General features: G+C 72.2%; 11 protein-coding genes and 1 pseudogene. 2 read left to right on the forward strand and 10 right to left on the reverse strand.

Annotation, left to right across the window (positions count from 1 at the left end):
- The 6 genes from ACJOT3_RS24630 to ACJOT3_RS24655 form a co-directional block, all read right to left on the reverse strand.
- The coding region (locus tag ACJOT3_RS24630; RefSeq protein WP_406975472.1) for a DEAD/DEAH box helicase at positions 1-1,751 on the reverse strand (1,751 nt) is incomplete at its 3' end.
- A 324-nt stretch (positions 1,752-2,075) separates the two neighbouring features.
- Positions 2,076-2,912 carry an enoyl-CoA hydratase/isomerase family protein gene (locus ACJOT3_RS24635; RefSeq protein ID WP_406975473.1) on the reverse strand — a complete coding sequence of 279 codons (837 nt, stop codon included), beginning with the start codon at positions 2,910-2,912 and terminating at the stop codon, positions 2,076-2,078.
- 65 nt (positions 2,913-2,977) lie between these two features.
- Positions 2,978-3,184, reverse strand: a complete 207-nt coding sequence (locus ACJOT3_RS24640; protein WP_406975474.1) for a helix-turn-helix domain-containing protein — start codon at positions 3,182-3,184, stop codon at positions 2,978-2,980.
- Positions 3,185-3,405: 221 nt separating this feature from the next.
- Positions 3,406-5,004 carry an ABC-F family ATP-binding cassette domain-containing protein gene (locus tag ACJOT3_RS24645; RefSeq protein WP_406975475.1) on the reverse strand — a complete coding sequence of 533 codons (1,599 nt, stop codon included), beginning with the start codon at positions 5,002-5,004 and terminating at the stop codon, positions 3,406-3,408.
- Positions 5,005-5,229: 225 nt separating this feature from the next.
- The gene (locus ACJOT3_RS24650) at positions 5,230-6,618 is read right to left on the reverse strand and encodes an AI-2E family transporter (RefSeq protein ID WP_406975476.1); all 1,389 of its coding nucleotides are present in this window, start codon (positions 6,616-6,618) and stop codon (positions 5,230-5,232) included.
- Positions 6,619-6,741: 123 nt separating this feature from the next.
- Positions 6,742-7,149, reverse strand: coding sequence for a YccF domain-containing protein (locus ACJOT3_RS24655; protein WP_406975477.1), 408 nt, complete (start codon positions 7,147-7,149; stop codon positions 6,742-6,744).
- 729 nt (positions 7,150-7,878) lie between these two features.
- On the opposite strand from ACJOT3_RS24655, the gene ACJOT3_RS24660 reads away from it, so the two are divergent.
- Positions 7,879-8,178 carry a WhiB family transcriptional regulator gene (locus tag ACJOT3_RS24660; protein ID WP_017588640.1) on the forward strand — a complete coding sequence of 100 codons (300 nt, stop codon included), beginning with the start codon at positions 7,879-7,881 and terminating at the stop codon, positions 8,176-8,178.
- A 150-nt stretch (positions 8,179-8,328) separates the two neighbouring features.
- Here ACJOT3_RS24660 and ACJOT3_RS24665 read toward each other — a convergent pair whose 3' ends face one another.
- Together ACJOT3_RS24665 and ACJOT3_RS24670 are read right to left on the reverse strand one after the other, a co-directional pair.
- Complete coding sequence (locus tag ACJOT3_RS24665) at positions 8,329-9,636, reverse strand: phosphoribosyltransferase family protein (protein WP_406975478.1); 1,308 nt, start codon at positions 9,634-9,636, stop codon at positions 8,329-8,331.
- Between the two features lie 129 nt (positions 9,637-9,765).
- Complete coding sequence (locus tag ACJOT3_RS24670; RefSeq protein ID WP_406975479.1) at positions 9,766-10,326, reverse strand: GNAT family N-acetyltransferase; 561 nt, start codon at positions 10,324-10,326, stop codon at positions 9,766-9,768.
- 310 nt (positions 10,327-10,636) lie between these two features.
- On the opposite strand from ACJOT3_RS24670, the gene ACJOT3_RS24675 reads away from it, so the two are divergent.
- Positions 10,637-11,830: an MFS transporter gene (locus ACJOT3_RS24675; RefSeq protein WP_406975480.1), complete on the forward strand. Its 1,194-nt coding sequence runs from the start codon at positions 10,637-10,639 to the stop codon at positions 11,828-11,830.
- Positions 11,831-11,949: 119 nt separating this feature from the next.
- On the opposite strand, the gene ACJOT3_RS24680 is transcribed toward ACJOT3_RS24675, so the two are convergent.
- Positions 11,950-12,666: a hypothetical protein gene (locus ACJOT3_RS24680; RefSeq protein ID WP_406975481.1), complete on the reverse strand. Its 717-nt coding sequence runs from the start codon at positions 12,664-12,666 to the stop codon at positions 11,950-11,952.
- Between the two features lie 30 nt (positions 12,667-12,696).
- Positions 12,697-13,394 (reverse strand): annotated as a pseudogene (locus ACJOT3_RS24685) (hypothetical protein); the annotation flags it as partial.

The raw sequence follows: 13,394 nt of genomic DNA on the forward strand, positions 1-13,394 counted from the left end.
GCGGAGTCGAAGCGCTCGCCGCCCCGGCGGTCGCCGCGGTAGCCGCCCTCACGGCGGTCACCGCCGCGGAAGCCGCCCTCGCTGCGGGGACGGTCGCTGCCGCGGTAGCCGCCCTCGCTGCGCGGACGGTCACTGCCGCGGAAACCGCCCTCACGGCGGTCACCCCCGCGGAAGCCGCCGCCCTCGCTGCGGGGACGGTCGCCGCCGCGGAAACCGCCCTCGCGGTAGCCGCCCTCACGGCGCTCGCCGCCGCGGAAGCCGCCGCCTTCGCGGTCGCCGCGGTAGCCGCCTTCGCGGTCGCCGCGGTAGCCGCCCTCGCGGTCACCCCGGTAACCGCCCTCGCGGCGCTCGCCCCCGCGGAAGCCGCCGTCGCGGTCACCTCGGAAACCGCCCTCGCGGTCGCCGCGGTAGCCGCCTTCACGGCGGTCGCCGCCACGGTAGCCGCCCTCGCGCCGGTCGCCGCGGTAGCCACCGCGGTAACCGCCGCCGCGCGGGCCGCCGCGGCCGCGGCGCTCGCGCACCGGCTCCGGCGGCTCGATCCACGGCTCCCAGGAGGGCTCGCGGGCGCCGGTCACCTCGGTGAGCAGTTCGTCACCGGGGTTGACCAGGTGCTGCTGGGCGTCGACGCCGGCGTCGCTGAGCAGGCGTCGGGCCATGCGGCGCTGGTTGGGCGCCACCAAGGACACCACGGAGCCGGAGGAACCGGCGCGGGCCGTGCGGCCGCCGCGGTGCAGGTAGTCCTTGTGCCCGGTGGGCAGGTCGATGTTGACGACCAGGTCGATGCCGTCGACGTGGATGCCGCGGGCGGCGACGTCGGTGGCGACCAGGGCCTGGATGCGGCCCTCACGGAACTTGGCCAGGGTGCGGGTGCGCACGCTCTGGGTCTTGCCGCCGTGCAGGGACGCGCTGGGGACGCCGGCCTCGGCCAGCTGCTCGCTGATCGTGTCGGCGCGGTACTTGCTGCGTACGAACAGGATGGTGCGGCCCTCGCGCGCGGCGATCTGGGCGATGATCTTGTTCTTGTCGCGGGGCAGCACCTTGAGCAGGTGGTGCTCCATGGTGGTGACCTGGGAGACCGGCGGGTCCACCGAGTGGGTGCGCGGGTCGTTCATGTACTTGCGCACCAGCTTGTCGACGTCGCCGTCGAGCGTGGCGGAGAACAGCAGGGTCTGGCCCTCGGGCTTGACCTGGTCGAGCAGCTCGCTGACCTGGGGCATGAAGCCCATGTCGCACATCTGGTCGGCCTCGTCCAGCACCGAGACCTCGACGTCGCCCAGGTCGCAGGCGCCCTGCTCGATGAGGTCGGTGAGACGGCCGGGGGTGGCGACCAGGACCTCGACACCGCGGCGCAGCTCGTTGATCTGGCGGGTGTAGGAGCTGCCGCCGACGACGTCGCCGACGCGGGCGCCCACGATGCGGGCGTAGGTGCGCAGCGCGTCGCGGACCTGGTGGGCGAGTTCGCGGGTGGGCACGAGGATCAGGGCCCGGGGGCGGTTGGCGGCGGCCCGGCGCTCGGCGGCGCGGACCAGGACCGGCAGGCCGAAGGCCAGGGTCTTGCCCGATCCGGTGCGACCGCAGCCGAGGACGTCGAGTCCTTCGAGGGCGTCGGGGATCGTGGCCGCCTGGATCGGGAACGGGGTGGTCACACCGTTCTTGGCCAGCTCGTCGACGATGTCCTGGGGAAGCCCGAGGCTGTCGAAGGCAGGCTCTTCTACGGCAGTGTCCGTCAAGGTGACGTGTACCTTCCTCATCGGTTGGCGGCGTTTCGAGGAAGGCTCCACACGGACGGCCATCGCGGTCCCGGCGAAGAAATCACACAAACGCGCCTGATCACACGCGGATGTGGGCCCCTACGTGGAACATGGGGCTTGGTCTCTTCGGGAAGAGTCGCGCCGATGCGATCGGCGTACGAGATCCGCGTCTTGAGCGGTCTCGGCGCGCCCTGATGCGCGCGGCATTGCGAACGACCGCTTGGTGAAGCGTACTAGAGATCGCTCCGATGTGGGGACGGGACGGGCGTTTTTCACCCGTGATCCGGGTCTCTCCGGCCCGTCCCCGCCATCGGGGGGCGACCGTCAGGACCCGGCGCCCATGGCCTTGGCCAGGGAGGTCAGCCGGTCGACCTGGGCGCGGCGCTCGGCGCGCGCCTGCTCCTGGAGCGTGTTGCCGGCGGCCTGCTGGAGCAGCGCCTTGGTGGCGGTGGCCGCCTCGGGGTTGGTGGCCAGCAGCGCGGCGATCACGTCGTCGACGGCACCGTCGAGCTCCTCCACGGGGACGACGAGCTCGGCCAGGCCCAGCTCGCGGGCCTCGGCGGCCTCGACCCGGCGGGCGGTCAGGCAGATCTCGACGGCGCGGTTGACGCCGACGATGTCGACCAGCGGCTTGGTGCCGGTGAGGTCGGGGACCAGGCCCAGGGCGGGTTCCTTCATCGTGAACTTGGCGTCCTCGGCGAGGATGCGGATGTCACAGGACAGGGCCAGCTGGAACCCGGCGCCGATGGCGTGCCCCCGGACGGCGGCGACGCTGACGATGTCGGGGCGGCGCAGCCACAGGAAGCCCTCCTGGAGCTCGGCGATGTGGCCCTCGATGTCGTCGGCGTCGGCGCTGCCGTCCAGGACGCCGGCCACCAGGGAGCGCTCGCCCTCGACCCCCTCGGGGGTGAACATGTTGAGGTCGATCCCGGCGGAGAAGATGTCGCCCTCTCCGGCGATCACGACGATTCGGACATCTTCGGGAAGGGTCTGGCCGATGTGGGCCAGGGTCGTCCAGGTGCGCCCGGTCATCGCGTTGCGCCGCTCGGGACGGCTGATGGTGATGCGGGCGATGTGCCCGTCCACCTTCAGTCTGAGCCCGGCCCGGGAGAGCTCGTCCTCGGTGGGGGGCTCACCGGCGCCGTTCGGGGCCTGTGCCATGGGGTTCCTTCCGTGGGTGTGCCGTGTCACCCCGAATATTACTCATGGGTAACCGAGGGCGGCGCTCAGGCCTTGCGTGTCGCCCCGCCCCGGCCGCGCAGCTCCACCCCCGCCTCACCGAGCAGGCGGTGCACGAAACCGTACGAGCGACCGGTGGCCGCCGCCAGCTGGCGGATGCTCTCGCCCGCGTCATAGCGGCGCTTGAGCTCGACCGCGAGTTCGGAACGGTTCTCACCGGCCACCCGGGTACCCTTTCTCAGCTCGTCGTTCACAGGTTCACTCCTCTGAGGGGTCGACGGTCGGGACCCTCAATGATGGGACATCGTGATCGCGGACCGCCACATTGAACGCCCGCCACGCCGGACACGCCGGGCGATCCCCGGTTTTCGGAACGCCGCAAACCCCGACCGAAAAGAGAAGGGGTGAACCTCCCCGGTCCCCCGGGCGTCCACCCCCTCATCCCGGATCACCCGGGACCCTCACCCACCGGCGGTCACGCGAGCGCGATGAGGTCCTCGAACTCGGCGTTCCACACGTCCTCGACCCCGTCGGGCAGCAGGATGACCCGCTCGGGCTGGAGCGCGTCCACCGCACCCTCGTCGTGGGTGACCAGCACGATCGCGCCCTTGTAGTTGCGCAGCGCCGCCAGGATCTCCTCGCGGCTGGCCGGGTCCAGGTTGTTGGTCGGCTCGTCCAGCAGCAGCACGTTGGCGCTGGAGACCACCAGCGTGGCCAGCGCCAGCCGGGTCTTCTCACCGCCGGAGAGCACCCCGGCGGGCTTGTCCACGTCGTCCCCGGTGAACAGGAACGAGCCCAGGGTGCGCCGCGCCTCCACCTCGGGCAGGTCCGGGGCGGCGCTCATCATGTTCTCCAGGACGCTGCGGTTCACGTCCAGGGTCTCGTGCTCCTGGGCGTAGTAGCCCAGCTTGAGCCCGTGCCCGGGGACCACCCGCCCGAAGTCGGGCTGTTCGACCCCGCCCAGCAGGCGCAGCAGCGTCGTCTTGCCCGCGCCGTTGAGGCCCAGGATGACGACCCGGCTGCCCCGGTCGATGGCCAGGTCCACGCCGGTGAAGATCTCCAGCGACCCGTAGGACTTGGACAGCCCCTCCGCCATCAGCGGGGTGCGCCCGCTCGGCGCCGGGTCGGGGAAGCGCAGCTTGGCGACGCGGTCGGCCTGGCGCACCCCCGCCACACCGCCCAGGATGCGGTCGGCGCGGTTGAGCATCTGCTGGGCGGCGCGCGCCTTGGTCGCCTTGGACCGGAACTTGTCGGCCTGCTTGCGCAGGGTGTCGGCCTGCTTCTCGGCGTTGGCCAGCTCCCGCTTGCGGCGGCGCTCGTCGGCCTCGCGCTGGGCCAGGTACTGCTTCCAGCCCATGTTGTAGATGTCGATGACGCTGCGGTTGGCGTCCAGGTAGAAGACCTTGTTCACCACCTGGTCGACCAGTTCCACGTCGTGGCTGATCACGATGAGCCCGCCCTGGTGGGACTTGAGGAAGTCGCGCAGCCAGACGATGGAGTCGGCGTCCAGGTGGTTGGTGGGCTCGTCCAGCAGCAGGGTGTCGGCCCCGCTGAACAGGATGCGCGCCAGCTCGATGCGGCGGCGCTGGCCGCCGGACAGGGTGCGCAGCGGCTGGCCCAGCACCTTGTCGGGCAGGCCCAGGCTGGAGGAGATGGCGGCGGCCTCGGACTCGGCGGCGTAGCCGCCCAGCACGTGCAGGCGCTCCTCCCAGCGGGCGTAGGCGCGCACACCCTTGTTGCGGGTCTTGGTGTCGGTGCTGGCCATCTTCTTCTCGGCCTCGCGCAGCCCGCGCAGGGCCTCGTCGATGCCGCGGGCCGACAGGATGCGGTCCCGGGCCAGCACCTCCAGGTCGCCGGTGCGCGGGTCCTGGGGCAGGTAGCCGATGCTCCCGGAGGAGGTGACGGTGCCGGCGGTGGGCAGGCCCTCGCCCGCCAGCACCTTGGTCATCGTGGTCTTGCCCGCGCCGTTGCGCCCCACCAGCCCGATGCGGTCACCGGCGGCGACGCGGAAGGTGGTCGGCTCCAGCAGGAGGCGAGGACCGACGCGCAGTTCGAGGTCGGTGGCGATCAGCATGATGGGGCTTCCTACGAGGTGGAGTTCGGGTGGCCGGGCGCACGGATCCGGCGGCGGTGCGCGCGGATGAGGGGGACGGGCGGCGTGGGGCCGACCGATCCAGCCTAACGGCAGTGCTCGGAGACACCGCCAGGGGTTTTCTCCCCGGGGCGGACGACGGCGTCCCCGTCCTGTCGAACAGGAACGGGGACGCCGGACATTCCCGGGGGCCGGGAGGGAAGGGGATCAGTCGCCGGAGGGCGGGTCCTCCGGAACGTCCTCCCTCCTGTCCCCCTTGGCGGGCTTGGCCGCGGTCTTGGCGGGCTCCCCCGGGGAGGGCGCCGTGGCCAGGACGGCCTGCTTCTTCTTGGCCTTCTCGGTCGGCGGCCCGCCGGGATCGTCGGGCGCGGCCTTCCCGTGCTCCTCCGGTGTCGTCGGCGGCCGGTCGCGCAGCAGCGCGGCGATCACCGCGGCCACCGGGGTGGCCAGGAACATACCGGGGATGTTGCCCAGGACCGCGCCGATGGAGATCGCGATGAGGACGATCGGCGAGGGCAGCTCCAGCGCCTGGCCGTAGATGCGCGGCGCGAAGACGTTGCTCTCCAGCTGCTGGATGAGGATCACCCAGCCGAGCACGATGAGCGCCCAGACCCAGTCCACGGTCACGAACGTCACCAGGACGGCGATCAGGCCGCTGAGGAACGCGCCGATGATCGGCAGGAACGCGCCGATGAAGGTGAGCACGATCAGCGGGATCGCCAGGCTGGGGTCCAGGACGAAGACCAGCAGCAGGCCGATGCCGATGGCGTCGATGGCGCCGACCGCCGCCACCCCGCGCACGTAGTTGCCCATCACCTTGTAGGCGACGTGCCCGGCGTGGTGCAGGCCCACGCGCGCACCCGGCGGGAGCAGGGTGAGCAGCCAGTCCATGAGCAGGTCGCCGGAGTGCACGAAGTACACGGTCAGGGCGATGATCAGGACGATGCCGACCAGGATCGAGACGACCGCGGCGCCCGCGGTCCACGCGCCGCTGATGAGCTGGCTGCTGTTCTCCTCGATCAGGGTGGTGATCTGCCGGGTGGCGTCGGCGATCATGTCGTCGAGCTCGAACATCTCCGGGCTCAGCCCGAACGGCAGCTGGAGGTTCTGGATCTCCTCCAGGCCGTCGGTGACGCTCTTGACCAGGGCGTCCGAGCCCTGGACCGCCGGCATGATGATCATCGTCAGGACGCCGCCGAAGACGACGAGCGCCACCACGATGGAGATCGTGGTGGAGAGCCCCCGGCCCAGCCCCTTGCTGCGCAGCCAGTTGGCCAGCGGCATGAGCAGCGCGGTGATGAAGACCGCGAGGACCAGCGGCAGGGTGACCACCGACAGGTACACCAGGGCGTAGATCAGCAGGCCTGCGACGAATCCCAGGAGCAGCATCCGCCAGGCGACGTCGCTGACCCTGCGCAGCAGGTCGGGTTTGGTGGCGGCGGCCTCGGCCTGCGCCGCCTCCTCCTCGGCCCGGCGCCGGGCCTCGGCGATCTCGCGCTCCTCGGCCTCCAGCCTGGCGCGGCGCTCCTCGTCGGCTCTGCGCGCGGCGAGCCACTTGTTCAGGAGCGCCCACACTCCCGGCCGTTGGGCTTGCACATCGACTCCATTCTTCACTGCTGCGGGTGCCCCGCCCCGGGGTGGAGGGGGTGCACGGGGGTTCTGTTGAGGATGATGCGCTCGGGGGATGAGGGGTTCGCACCCGTCGGCGTGAGAACGGTGTCAGAGCTGCCAGGGTTCCCGGGGGCGGCCGCTCTCGACGACCTCGTTGCCGAAGGGGGCCAGGGCGACCGGGATCATCTTGAGCGAGGCCCAGGCCATGGGGATGCCGATGACGGTGATCGCCAGCCCGATCGCGGCGGCGATGTGCCCGAGGGTGAGCCACCAGCCGGCGACGATGATCCAGATGACGTTGAGGACGGTGCTGCCCCCGCCGGCGTCGGGCCTGCGCACGAGCTCGCGGCCGAAGGGCCACAGGGCGTATCCGGCCATCCGGAAGGAGGCGACGCCGAAGGGGATCGTCACGATGAGGATGAAGCAGATGATCCCGGCGAAGGCGTAGCCCAGCGCGAGGCCGAGGCCCGCGACGAAGAACCAGATGACGTTGAGGATGAACCGCAGGAGTGCCACGGCGACTCGAACTCCTTGGTGGTGGTGCGGGGGACCTCCCGGTGCCGGGAGCGTCCTTCGTTTTCTATCGCGTGTGACGCCCGGACACCACGACCCGTTCCCCTGCGCGCCCCTGGTCCTTCCCCTAGGGGCCCGCCCGTCGCCCACCACCGCCCTCAACGGACGCCTTCGGCGCAGTCCTGGTCTCTCCCGGCCGTCGTTCGCCCCGGGGGCGGCGACGGAGGGTGAGGACATACGGTCCCACCCAATCGCGGTGACGTGTCGTGTCCGCAATGTGATCGGCGCATCACGGGGAGCCCCTAGGCAGGAGGGACATCGCCCCATACGATGTGCTGTGTCCTTCGCGAGACGCTCGTTCTTGCGATAAGTGACGAACTCGGACAAACGACCGGAGATCCGCCTCTAGGCACCAGTTTTCGGTAACGGTTGGGCGAGTAATTTCCCCACCCCCCGTGCACGATCGGGAGTGGGGATGGCATGATTACGTACCGGCTCGGACGGATGGCCGTCACCGCCTCCGAGAGCCGTTCGCGTGAGAGCACACCCGCAGTCGGCGATCACCGCCGCATGGCTCGCGTGCTTCTCGTGGTCTCAGCCACACCGGGGAACATTGCCTGCACCGTCCGGCGTTTGCGTCGTGCGGGGTCACTCACGCCGCATGACCGACTTTTAGGTGACTGAAGCTTTTTCCGACAGCTTACTAGTGATTTCAGTAGAGGTGGTTCAAGCATGTCTCAGGTACGTCGGCAGGCCGCGCTGCGCCCCCGCCCGAGCTGGGGGTGGCAGGATGCCGCCGCGTGCCGGGGCGAGGACCTTGTGCTCTTCTTCGGCCCGGATGGCGAGCGCCAGCCGGAGCGGGAGATCCGCGAGCGCAAGGCCAAGGAGATCTGTGCGGCCTGCCCGGTTCGAACCGACTGCCTGGACTATGCGATCTCGCGTCCGGAGAAGTACGGCACCTGGGGCGGCCTGAACGAGGACGAGCGCGCCTCTGAGCGTCGTCGTCGTATGCGCCGCGCCAACGCCGCCTGATTCCCCAGGCGATCGCGCACGCCGCGATCAGCGTCGATCTTCTTCCTCGGCGGCCCCGGCCCCGTGCGAGACCCGCGTCGCCCCGACCTCCGGTCGGTGGCGGCGCGGGTTCTTCGTTTCCCGGCCCGGGGACCGGCTCCCGCCCGGGGATCAACCCCGGCGGCCCGGGAGGTACCGGTCGAACCAGTCCTGGGTCTCCACCGCCACCTGCCGCCACTCCTGGGCGCCCCGGAGCAGTTGCTCGGCGCCCGACATCACCTTGAGGTCGGTGGGCCCGCCCATCCGGCCCCGGGCCCACTCCCCCAGTTCGCGCACGAACGAGTCGCGGCTCTCCAGCAGCACCAGGACCGGGGCCCGCACGTCCGGCAGGGTGGGTTCGGCCAGGTCGATCCGGCCGCCGTGCACCACCACCGCGGCCACGTCGCCGGGCCGCCGGGCGGCGGTCACCAGCGCGGCCGGGGCCGCCGCCCCCGAACCCAGCACCCCCACCGGCTCGCTGGCGGCGTCGGTGGCCCGGCGCAGCCAGGTGACGGCCGAGCTCAGCCGCTCGCCCAGCACCTCCGTGGCGGCGCCGCCGCCCACCGAGGAGCGTTCCTCCCCCACCAGCAGGTCGAGCATGAGGGTCGCGTAGCCCGCCCGCTGGAGCACCGAGGCGATCGCCCGCCAGCGCGGGTCGCCGCGCGCCTCCCCGAACGACAGCACGACCGCGCCGCGCAGGACCGCCGGGAGGGTGAGGTCGCCGTCCAGGTAGACGTCGCCCGCGCGGATCCGCACGCCCCGGGCCGTGCCCGGCCGGCTGTGGCTGCGCCCCACCTCCGACATGATGGCGGTGACGTGGCCGTCGGAGAGCTGGTCGAAGTCGCGGTACCACTCCCCCACCGCGCGGAAGTTGTCCGGGACGCCGAGCACCACGACGGCGTCGGCCTCCTCCTTGAGCATCGCGATCGCCTCCCTGGAGGCGACCGGGACGGCCAGCACCAGCTGGGCCGGGCCGGCCTGGCGCACCATGCGCAGGGCGGCGCGGGCGGTGCCGCCGGTGGCCACCCCGTCGTCGACGACCACGCAGTCGCGCCCGGCGATGTCCGGCGGCGGGCGCTCCCCGCGGTAGACCCGGCGGCGGCGGTCGAGCTCGGCGCGTTCGGCGTCCACCGTCCCGGCCAGGGCCTGGCGGGGCACCCGCATCCGGGCCAGCGCCCGGTCGTCGAAGAGGACGCGCCCGTCCTCGGCGATCGCGCCGACCCCCAGTTCGGGACGGCCCGGCAGACCGATCTTGCGGACGACCAGAACGTCGAAATCGGCGTCCAGGCGCCGGGCCAGCTCCGCGCCGACCGGGACACCGCCCCGCGGCAGGGCGAGGACCAGGGGATCGGAGACCGCGTACGGTCGGACCCGCTCCGCCAGGCGGCGGCCCGCCTCGGAGCGGTCGGTGAACGGCAGGGAAACGGGTACCGGATTCATGTGCCTCACCGGCGCCGGGCTCGGGCGCCGCTCCTCTCGCCGTGTCGAAGGGAGCCGATGGAAAAGTGGTACCGGACATACCCCGGGAGGCGGAGGTTGCAACCCCGGGCGCGGTCAAAACCCTGCGGGTCAGGACCTTCGGAACCCGTTCCTGAGCACCGCCATGAGCAGGGCGTCGTGGCGGCGCCCCTCCCACAGCAGCGCGTCGCGCAGCCGCCCCTCGACGGAGAACCCGCAGGAGCGGTACACGGCGATGGCCCTCATGTTGAAGGTGTAGACGTACAGCCAGACCCGGTGCAGGCCCACGTGTTCGAAGGCGTAGTCGAGCACCATCCGGGTGGCCTCGCGGCCCAGCCCCTTGCCGGTGAACTCCAGGCCCGACAGGGCGATGCGGTAGCCGGCGCTCTCGTTCTCCGGGGCCACCGAGTACAGCGACAGCTCGCCGAGGTAGCGGCCGTCGTGGGGGTCGGTGATGGCCAGGTCCAGCCGGTTCGGGCGGGGCGGGCGGCCGCGGCACCACTCCCGGGCCTCGTCGTAGGTGAGGTGGTGGTGGGTCCCGGTGAGCCTGCGGATCTCCTCGTCGAGTCCCGCCGCGAAATAGGCGTCCGTGTGCTCGGGGCCCAGTGGGACCAGGCGCACGTGCCTTCCGGTGAGTGTGGGCTTGTTCCGCAGCGCGCTCGTATTGATCATGGGCTCTTCCGGTTCCGTCCGGGCGCCGCGGGGACGGCGGCCGGGGTGAGGGAGTCGGCGTCGGGGGCCCGTGCCCTGCGCGTGAGCGGGTCGCTGGGGGCGGGGACCGGGGTCGGTGGTGACCGTGTGCGGTCGTGGACGGCCGTCGGGACGTTTTCCGGTTACCGAGCAGAGTCCCTATGTAAATCGGGACGACGGCGGATGGCAAGTCCGCCGCGGGGGCGAAGGGGGAGCGCGGGAATCGCGTGGCCCCGCCCGGACCGGAGTCGATAGCATCCGCAGGCATCGAACGGCCACCCGTGGGAGTCGCATGAACAGCCCCAAGACCACAGCCCCGCCCCGGCAGGCCCGCCGGGCGAGGATCGCGGTCTCCACCCTCTTCTTCGTCAACGGTTTCACGTACACCAACGCGGTCCCCTGGCTTCCGGCGATCAAGTCCGGGCTGGGGCTGAGCAACACCGAGCTGGGGCTGGCGATCGCGGCGATGCCGACCGGCGCGATCCTGACCGGGATGCTCGCCGGTCCGCTGATCCACCGGTTCGGCAGCGGACCCACCGTGGTGGGGACCAGCCTGCTCTCCCTGGGAGCGCTTCCGTTCATCGCGCTGGCGCAGAACTGGTGGGCGCTGGCGGGGGCCCTGTTCGTCATGGGCTGCGCGGACGCCTGGACGGACTCGGCGCAGAACTCGCACGGGCTGCGGGTGCAGCGCCGGTACGGGCGGACCATCATCAACACCTTCCACGCGGTGTGGAGCCTGGCCGCGGTCTCCGGCGGCCTGCTCGGCGCGGTCATGGCCGGCTCGGGGGTGCCGATCCTGTGGCACCTGGGCGGCACGGCCGTGGTGCTGGTGGCGGTGAACCTGACGGCGAGCCGGATGCTGCTGCCCGGACCCGAGGACAGCGAACGCGCCGACGGCGCCGGGGAGGAGAACGGGCGGCGGCCGCGCATCCCCGGGCGGGCGGTGCTGCTGCTCGTCGTGCTGGGTGTGCTGCTGATGCTGGCCGGGGGCATCGAGGACGCCGCGGCGTCCTGGGGCGCGGTGTACATGGCCGACGAGCTGGACGCCTCGCTGTTCCTGGCGGCGATGCCGTTCGTGGCCTGCCAGGCGATGATGGTGGTGGGCCGGCTGCTGGGCGACCGGGTCACCGACCGGTTCGGCGCCGCGACCGTGGGCCGGGCCTGCGGGCTGCTGGCGGCGGGCGGGGTCGCGCTGGCGCTGGCGCTGCCGCACCAGGCGACGACGATCATCGGGTTCGGTGTGATGGGCCTGGGGGTGTCCACGCTGTTCCCGCTGACGCTGGCGGCCGCCGGGAACGTGCCCGGGGTGCGCACCGGGGACGGGGTGACCATCGTCGGCTGGCTGGGGCGCGCGGGCTTCCTGGCGTTCCCGCCGGTGGTGGGCCTGATCGCGGACTCGACGGCGCTGGGGACCGCGCTGTGGACGATCGCGGCGGCCGGGGTGTGCGCGTTCCTGCTCGCACCGGCGCTGCGCCCGCGCGCCTGAGGACGCGGTCCCCGGGTGCGGGAACGATGAGGGCCCCGGACGCCGAGGCGTCCGGGGGCCCGTGCACGTGGTCCGCGCCCTCACCGGGCGACGGCCGACGGAGTGTGCGGCTCCGTCTGTCAGTCGACCACCACGGAGGGACGACGCGCGCCCGCCCAGAGGGCGAGGACGCCGATACCCGTGACGATGGCACCGCCCAGGACGAAGCCCTCCATGTCGACACCGGTGGTCGGCAGGGTGGGCGTGGGGCCGCCGGAACCGGTGGAACCGGTGGTGCCGGCGGTCACCGGGGAGGAGCTGCCGGGGGCGGTGGTGCCGGGAGCCTGGCTCTCGTCACCGTCGTTGCCACCGGGGTTTCCGCCTTCACCCGGGTCGGGGTTCTCGCCACCGGGGTTCTCACCGCCGGGGTTCTCGCCACCGGGGTCTTCACCGCCGGGGTCCTCACCGCCCGGGTTCTCGCCACCGGGGTCTTCACCACCGGGGTCCTCACCGCCGGGGTCCTCGCCACCCGGGTCCTCCCCGCCGGGGTCTTCACCCTCGCCGGGGTCCTCGCCCTCACCCGGGTCGGGGTCGGGGTCGCCGCCGCCGTCACCGGGGTCCTCGCCCTCACCGGGGTCGGTGAGGTCGAACGGGAGGATCTGGAAGGTCTCCTCGACGATGGGGGTGACGACCGGAATCTCAGGAAGGACCTGAGGGGCGGTGGTCTCCTCCGCCGCGTCGGACGCAGCCTCGGGGGTGGTCTCCTCCAGGGGCTCGGCGAACGCAGGGCTCACCGAGAACCCGGCCATGAACAGACCGGCAGCGGTCACGGTCAATGCCCGCTTCTTGGGGGACATCCCACTCCTTTCTTCATTTATCGGGGGTGATCACTGAGAGGGGATGGCATAGAGGTGGTCCTCGTGGACCACGATGGCGTTGCCGCCGAGCAGACCGGCCGGCTGGGCCGAGGCCGGGTCCGGCTCGCGGACCTCACCGGCCGCGCTCACGGCCGCCGCCGCGCCGTCGAGCTGGCCGAACACGGTGGTGCCCACGGCCATCTGCGGTTCGAAGCCGGGGACGACCGCGGTGGCGCCGCTCTCGGGGTCCAGCACGACCGGACCGTAGGCGACGACGGCGGTGCCGATGGGGCCGGAGCGGTGGCGCACGTCCTCAAGGTCGGCCGGGTCGATCTCGGCGGCGCCGATGACGGAGCCGTCGCGGCTGTCGTGGAAGGCCAGCACGGCCCCGTCGCCGCGCAGCGGTTCCCAGCGGATGATCACGTACTCGCGCAGGGCGGTGACCACCGCCTCCATCTCACCGGCGTTCTCCGGGCGGCGGGCGTTGACCTCGGCGACCTCCCCTTCGGGGTCGACCCAGGTCCAGGCGCCGGTGCGCACCGCGGTGAGCACCTCGGAGCCCTCGGCCAGCATCGGCGCCGCCCCGCCGGTGATCTCGACCGGCTCCAGCGCGCCGCCGGTCGGGACCAGGGCGTCGTCACCGCTGCGGACCAGCGCGGAGGAGCCCACGTACTGGGTGGAGGCGTCCTCCGGCAGGGTGATGCTGACGTACTCGCCGCCGGCGAGCG

Source organism: Nocardiopsis protaetiae (assembly GCF_045446735.1).
GTDB classification, from domain to species: domain Bacteria; phylum Actinomycetota; class Actinomycetes; order Streptosporangiales; family Streptosporangiaceae; genus Nocardiopsis; species Nocardiopsis protaetiae.

Coding starts and splice junctions, on each gene's coding strand:
- ACJOT3_RS24635 (WP_406975473.1), bottom strand. CDS start 2,912: ATGGCACAGGCCCCGAACGGCGCCGGTGAGCCCCCCACCGAGGACGAG.
- ACJOT3_RS24645 (WP_406975475.1), bottom strand. CDS start 5,004: ATGCTGATCGCCACCGACCTCGAACTGCGCGTCGGTCCTCGCCTCCTG.
- ACJOT3_RS24660 (WP_017588640.1), top strand. CDS start 7,879: ATGTCTCAGGTACGTCGGCAGGCCGCGCTGCGCCCCCGCCCGAGCTGG.
- ACJOT3_RS24665 (WP_406975478.1), bottom strand. CDS start 9,636: ATGAATCCGGTACCCGTTTCCCTGCCGTTCACCGACCGCTCCGAGGCG.
- ACJOT3_RS24670 (WP_406975479.1), bottom strand. CDS start 10,326: ATGATCAATACGAGCGCGCTGCGGAACAAGCCCACACTCACCGGAAGG.
- ACJOT3_RS24675 (WP_406975480.1), top strand. CDS start 10,637: ATGAACAGCCCCAAGACCACAGCCCCGCCCCGGCAGGCCCGCCGGGCG.
- ACJOT3_RS24680 (WP_406975481.1), bottom strand. CDS start 12,666: ATGTCCCCCAAGAAGCGGGCATTGACCGTGACCGCTGCCGGTCTGTTC.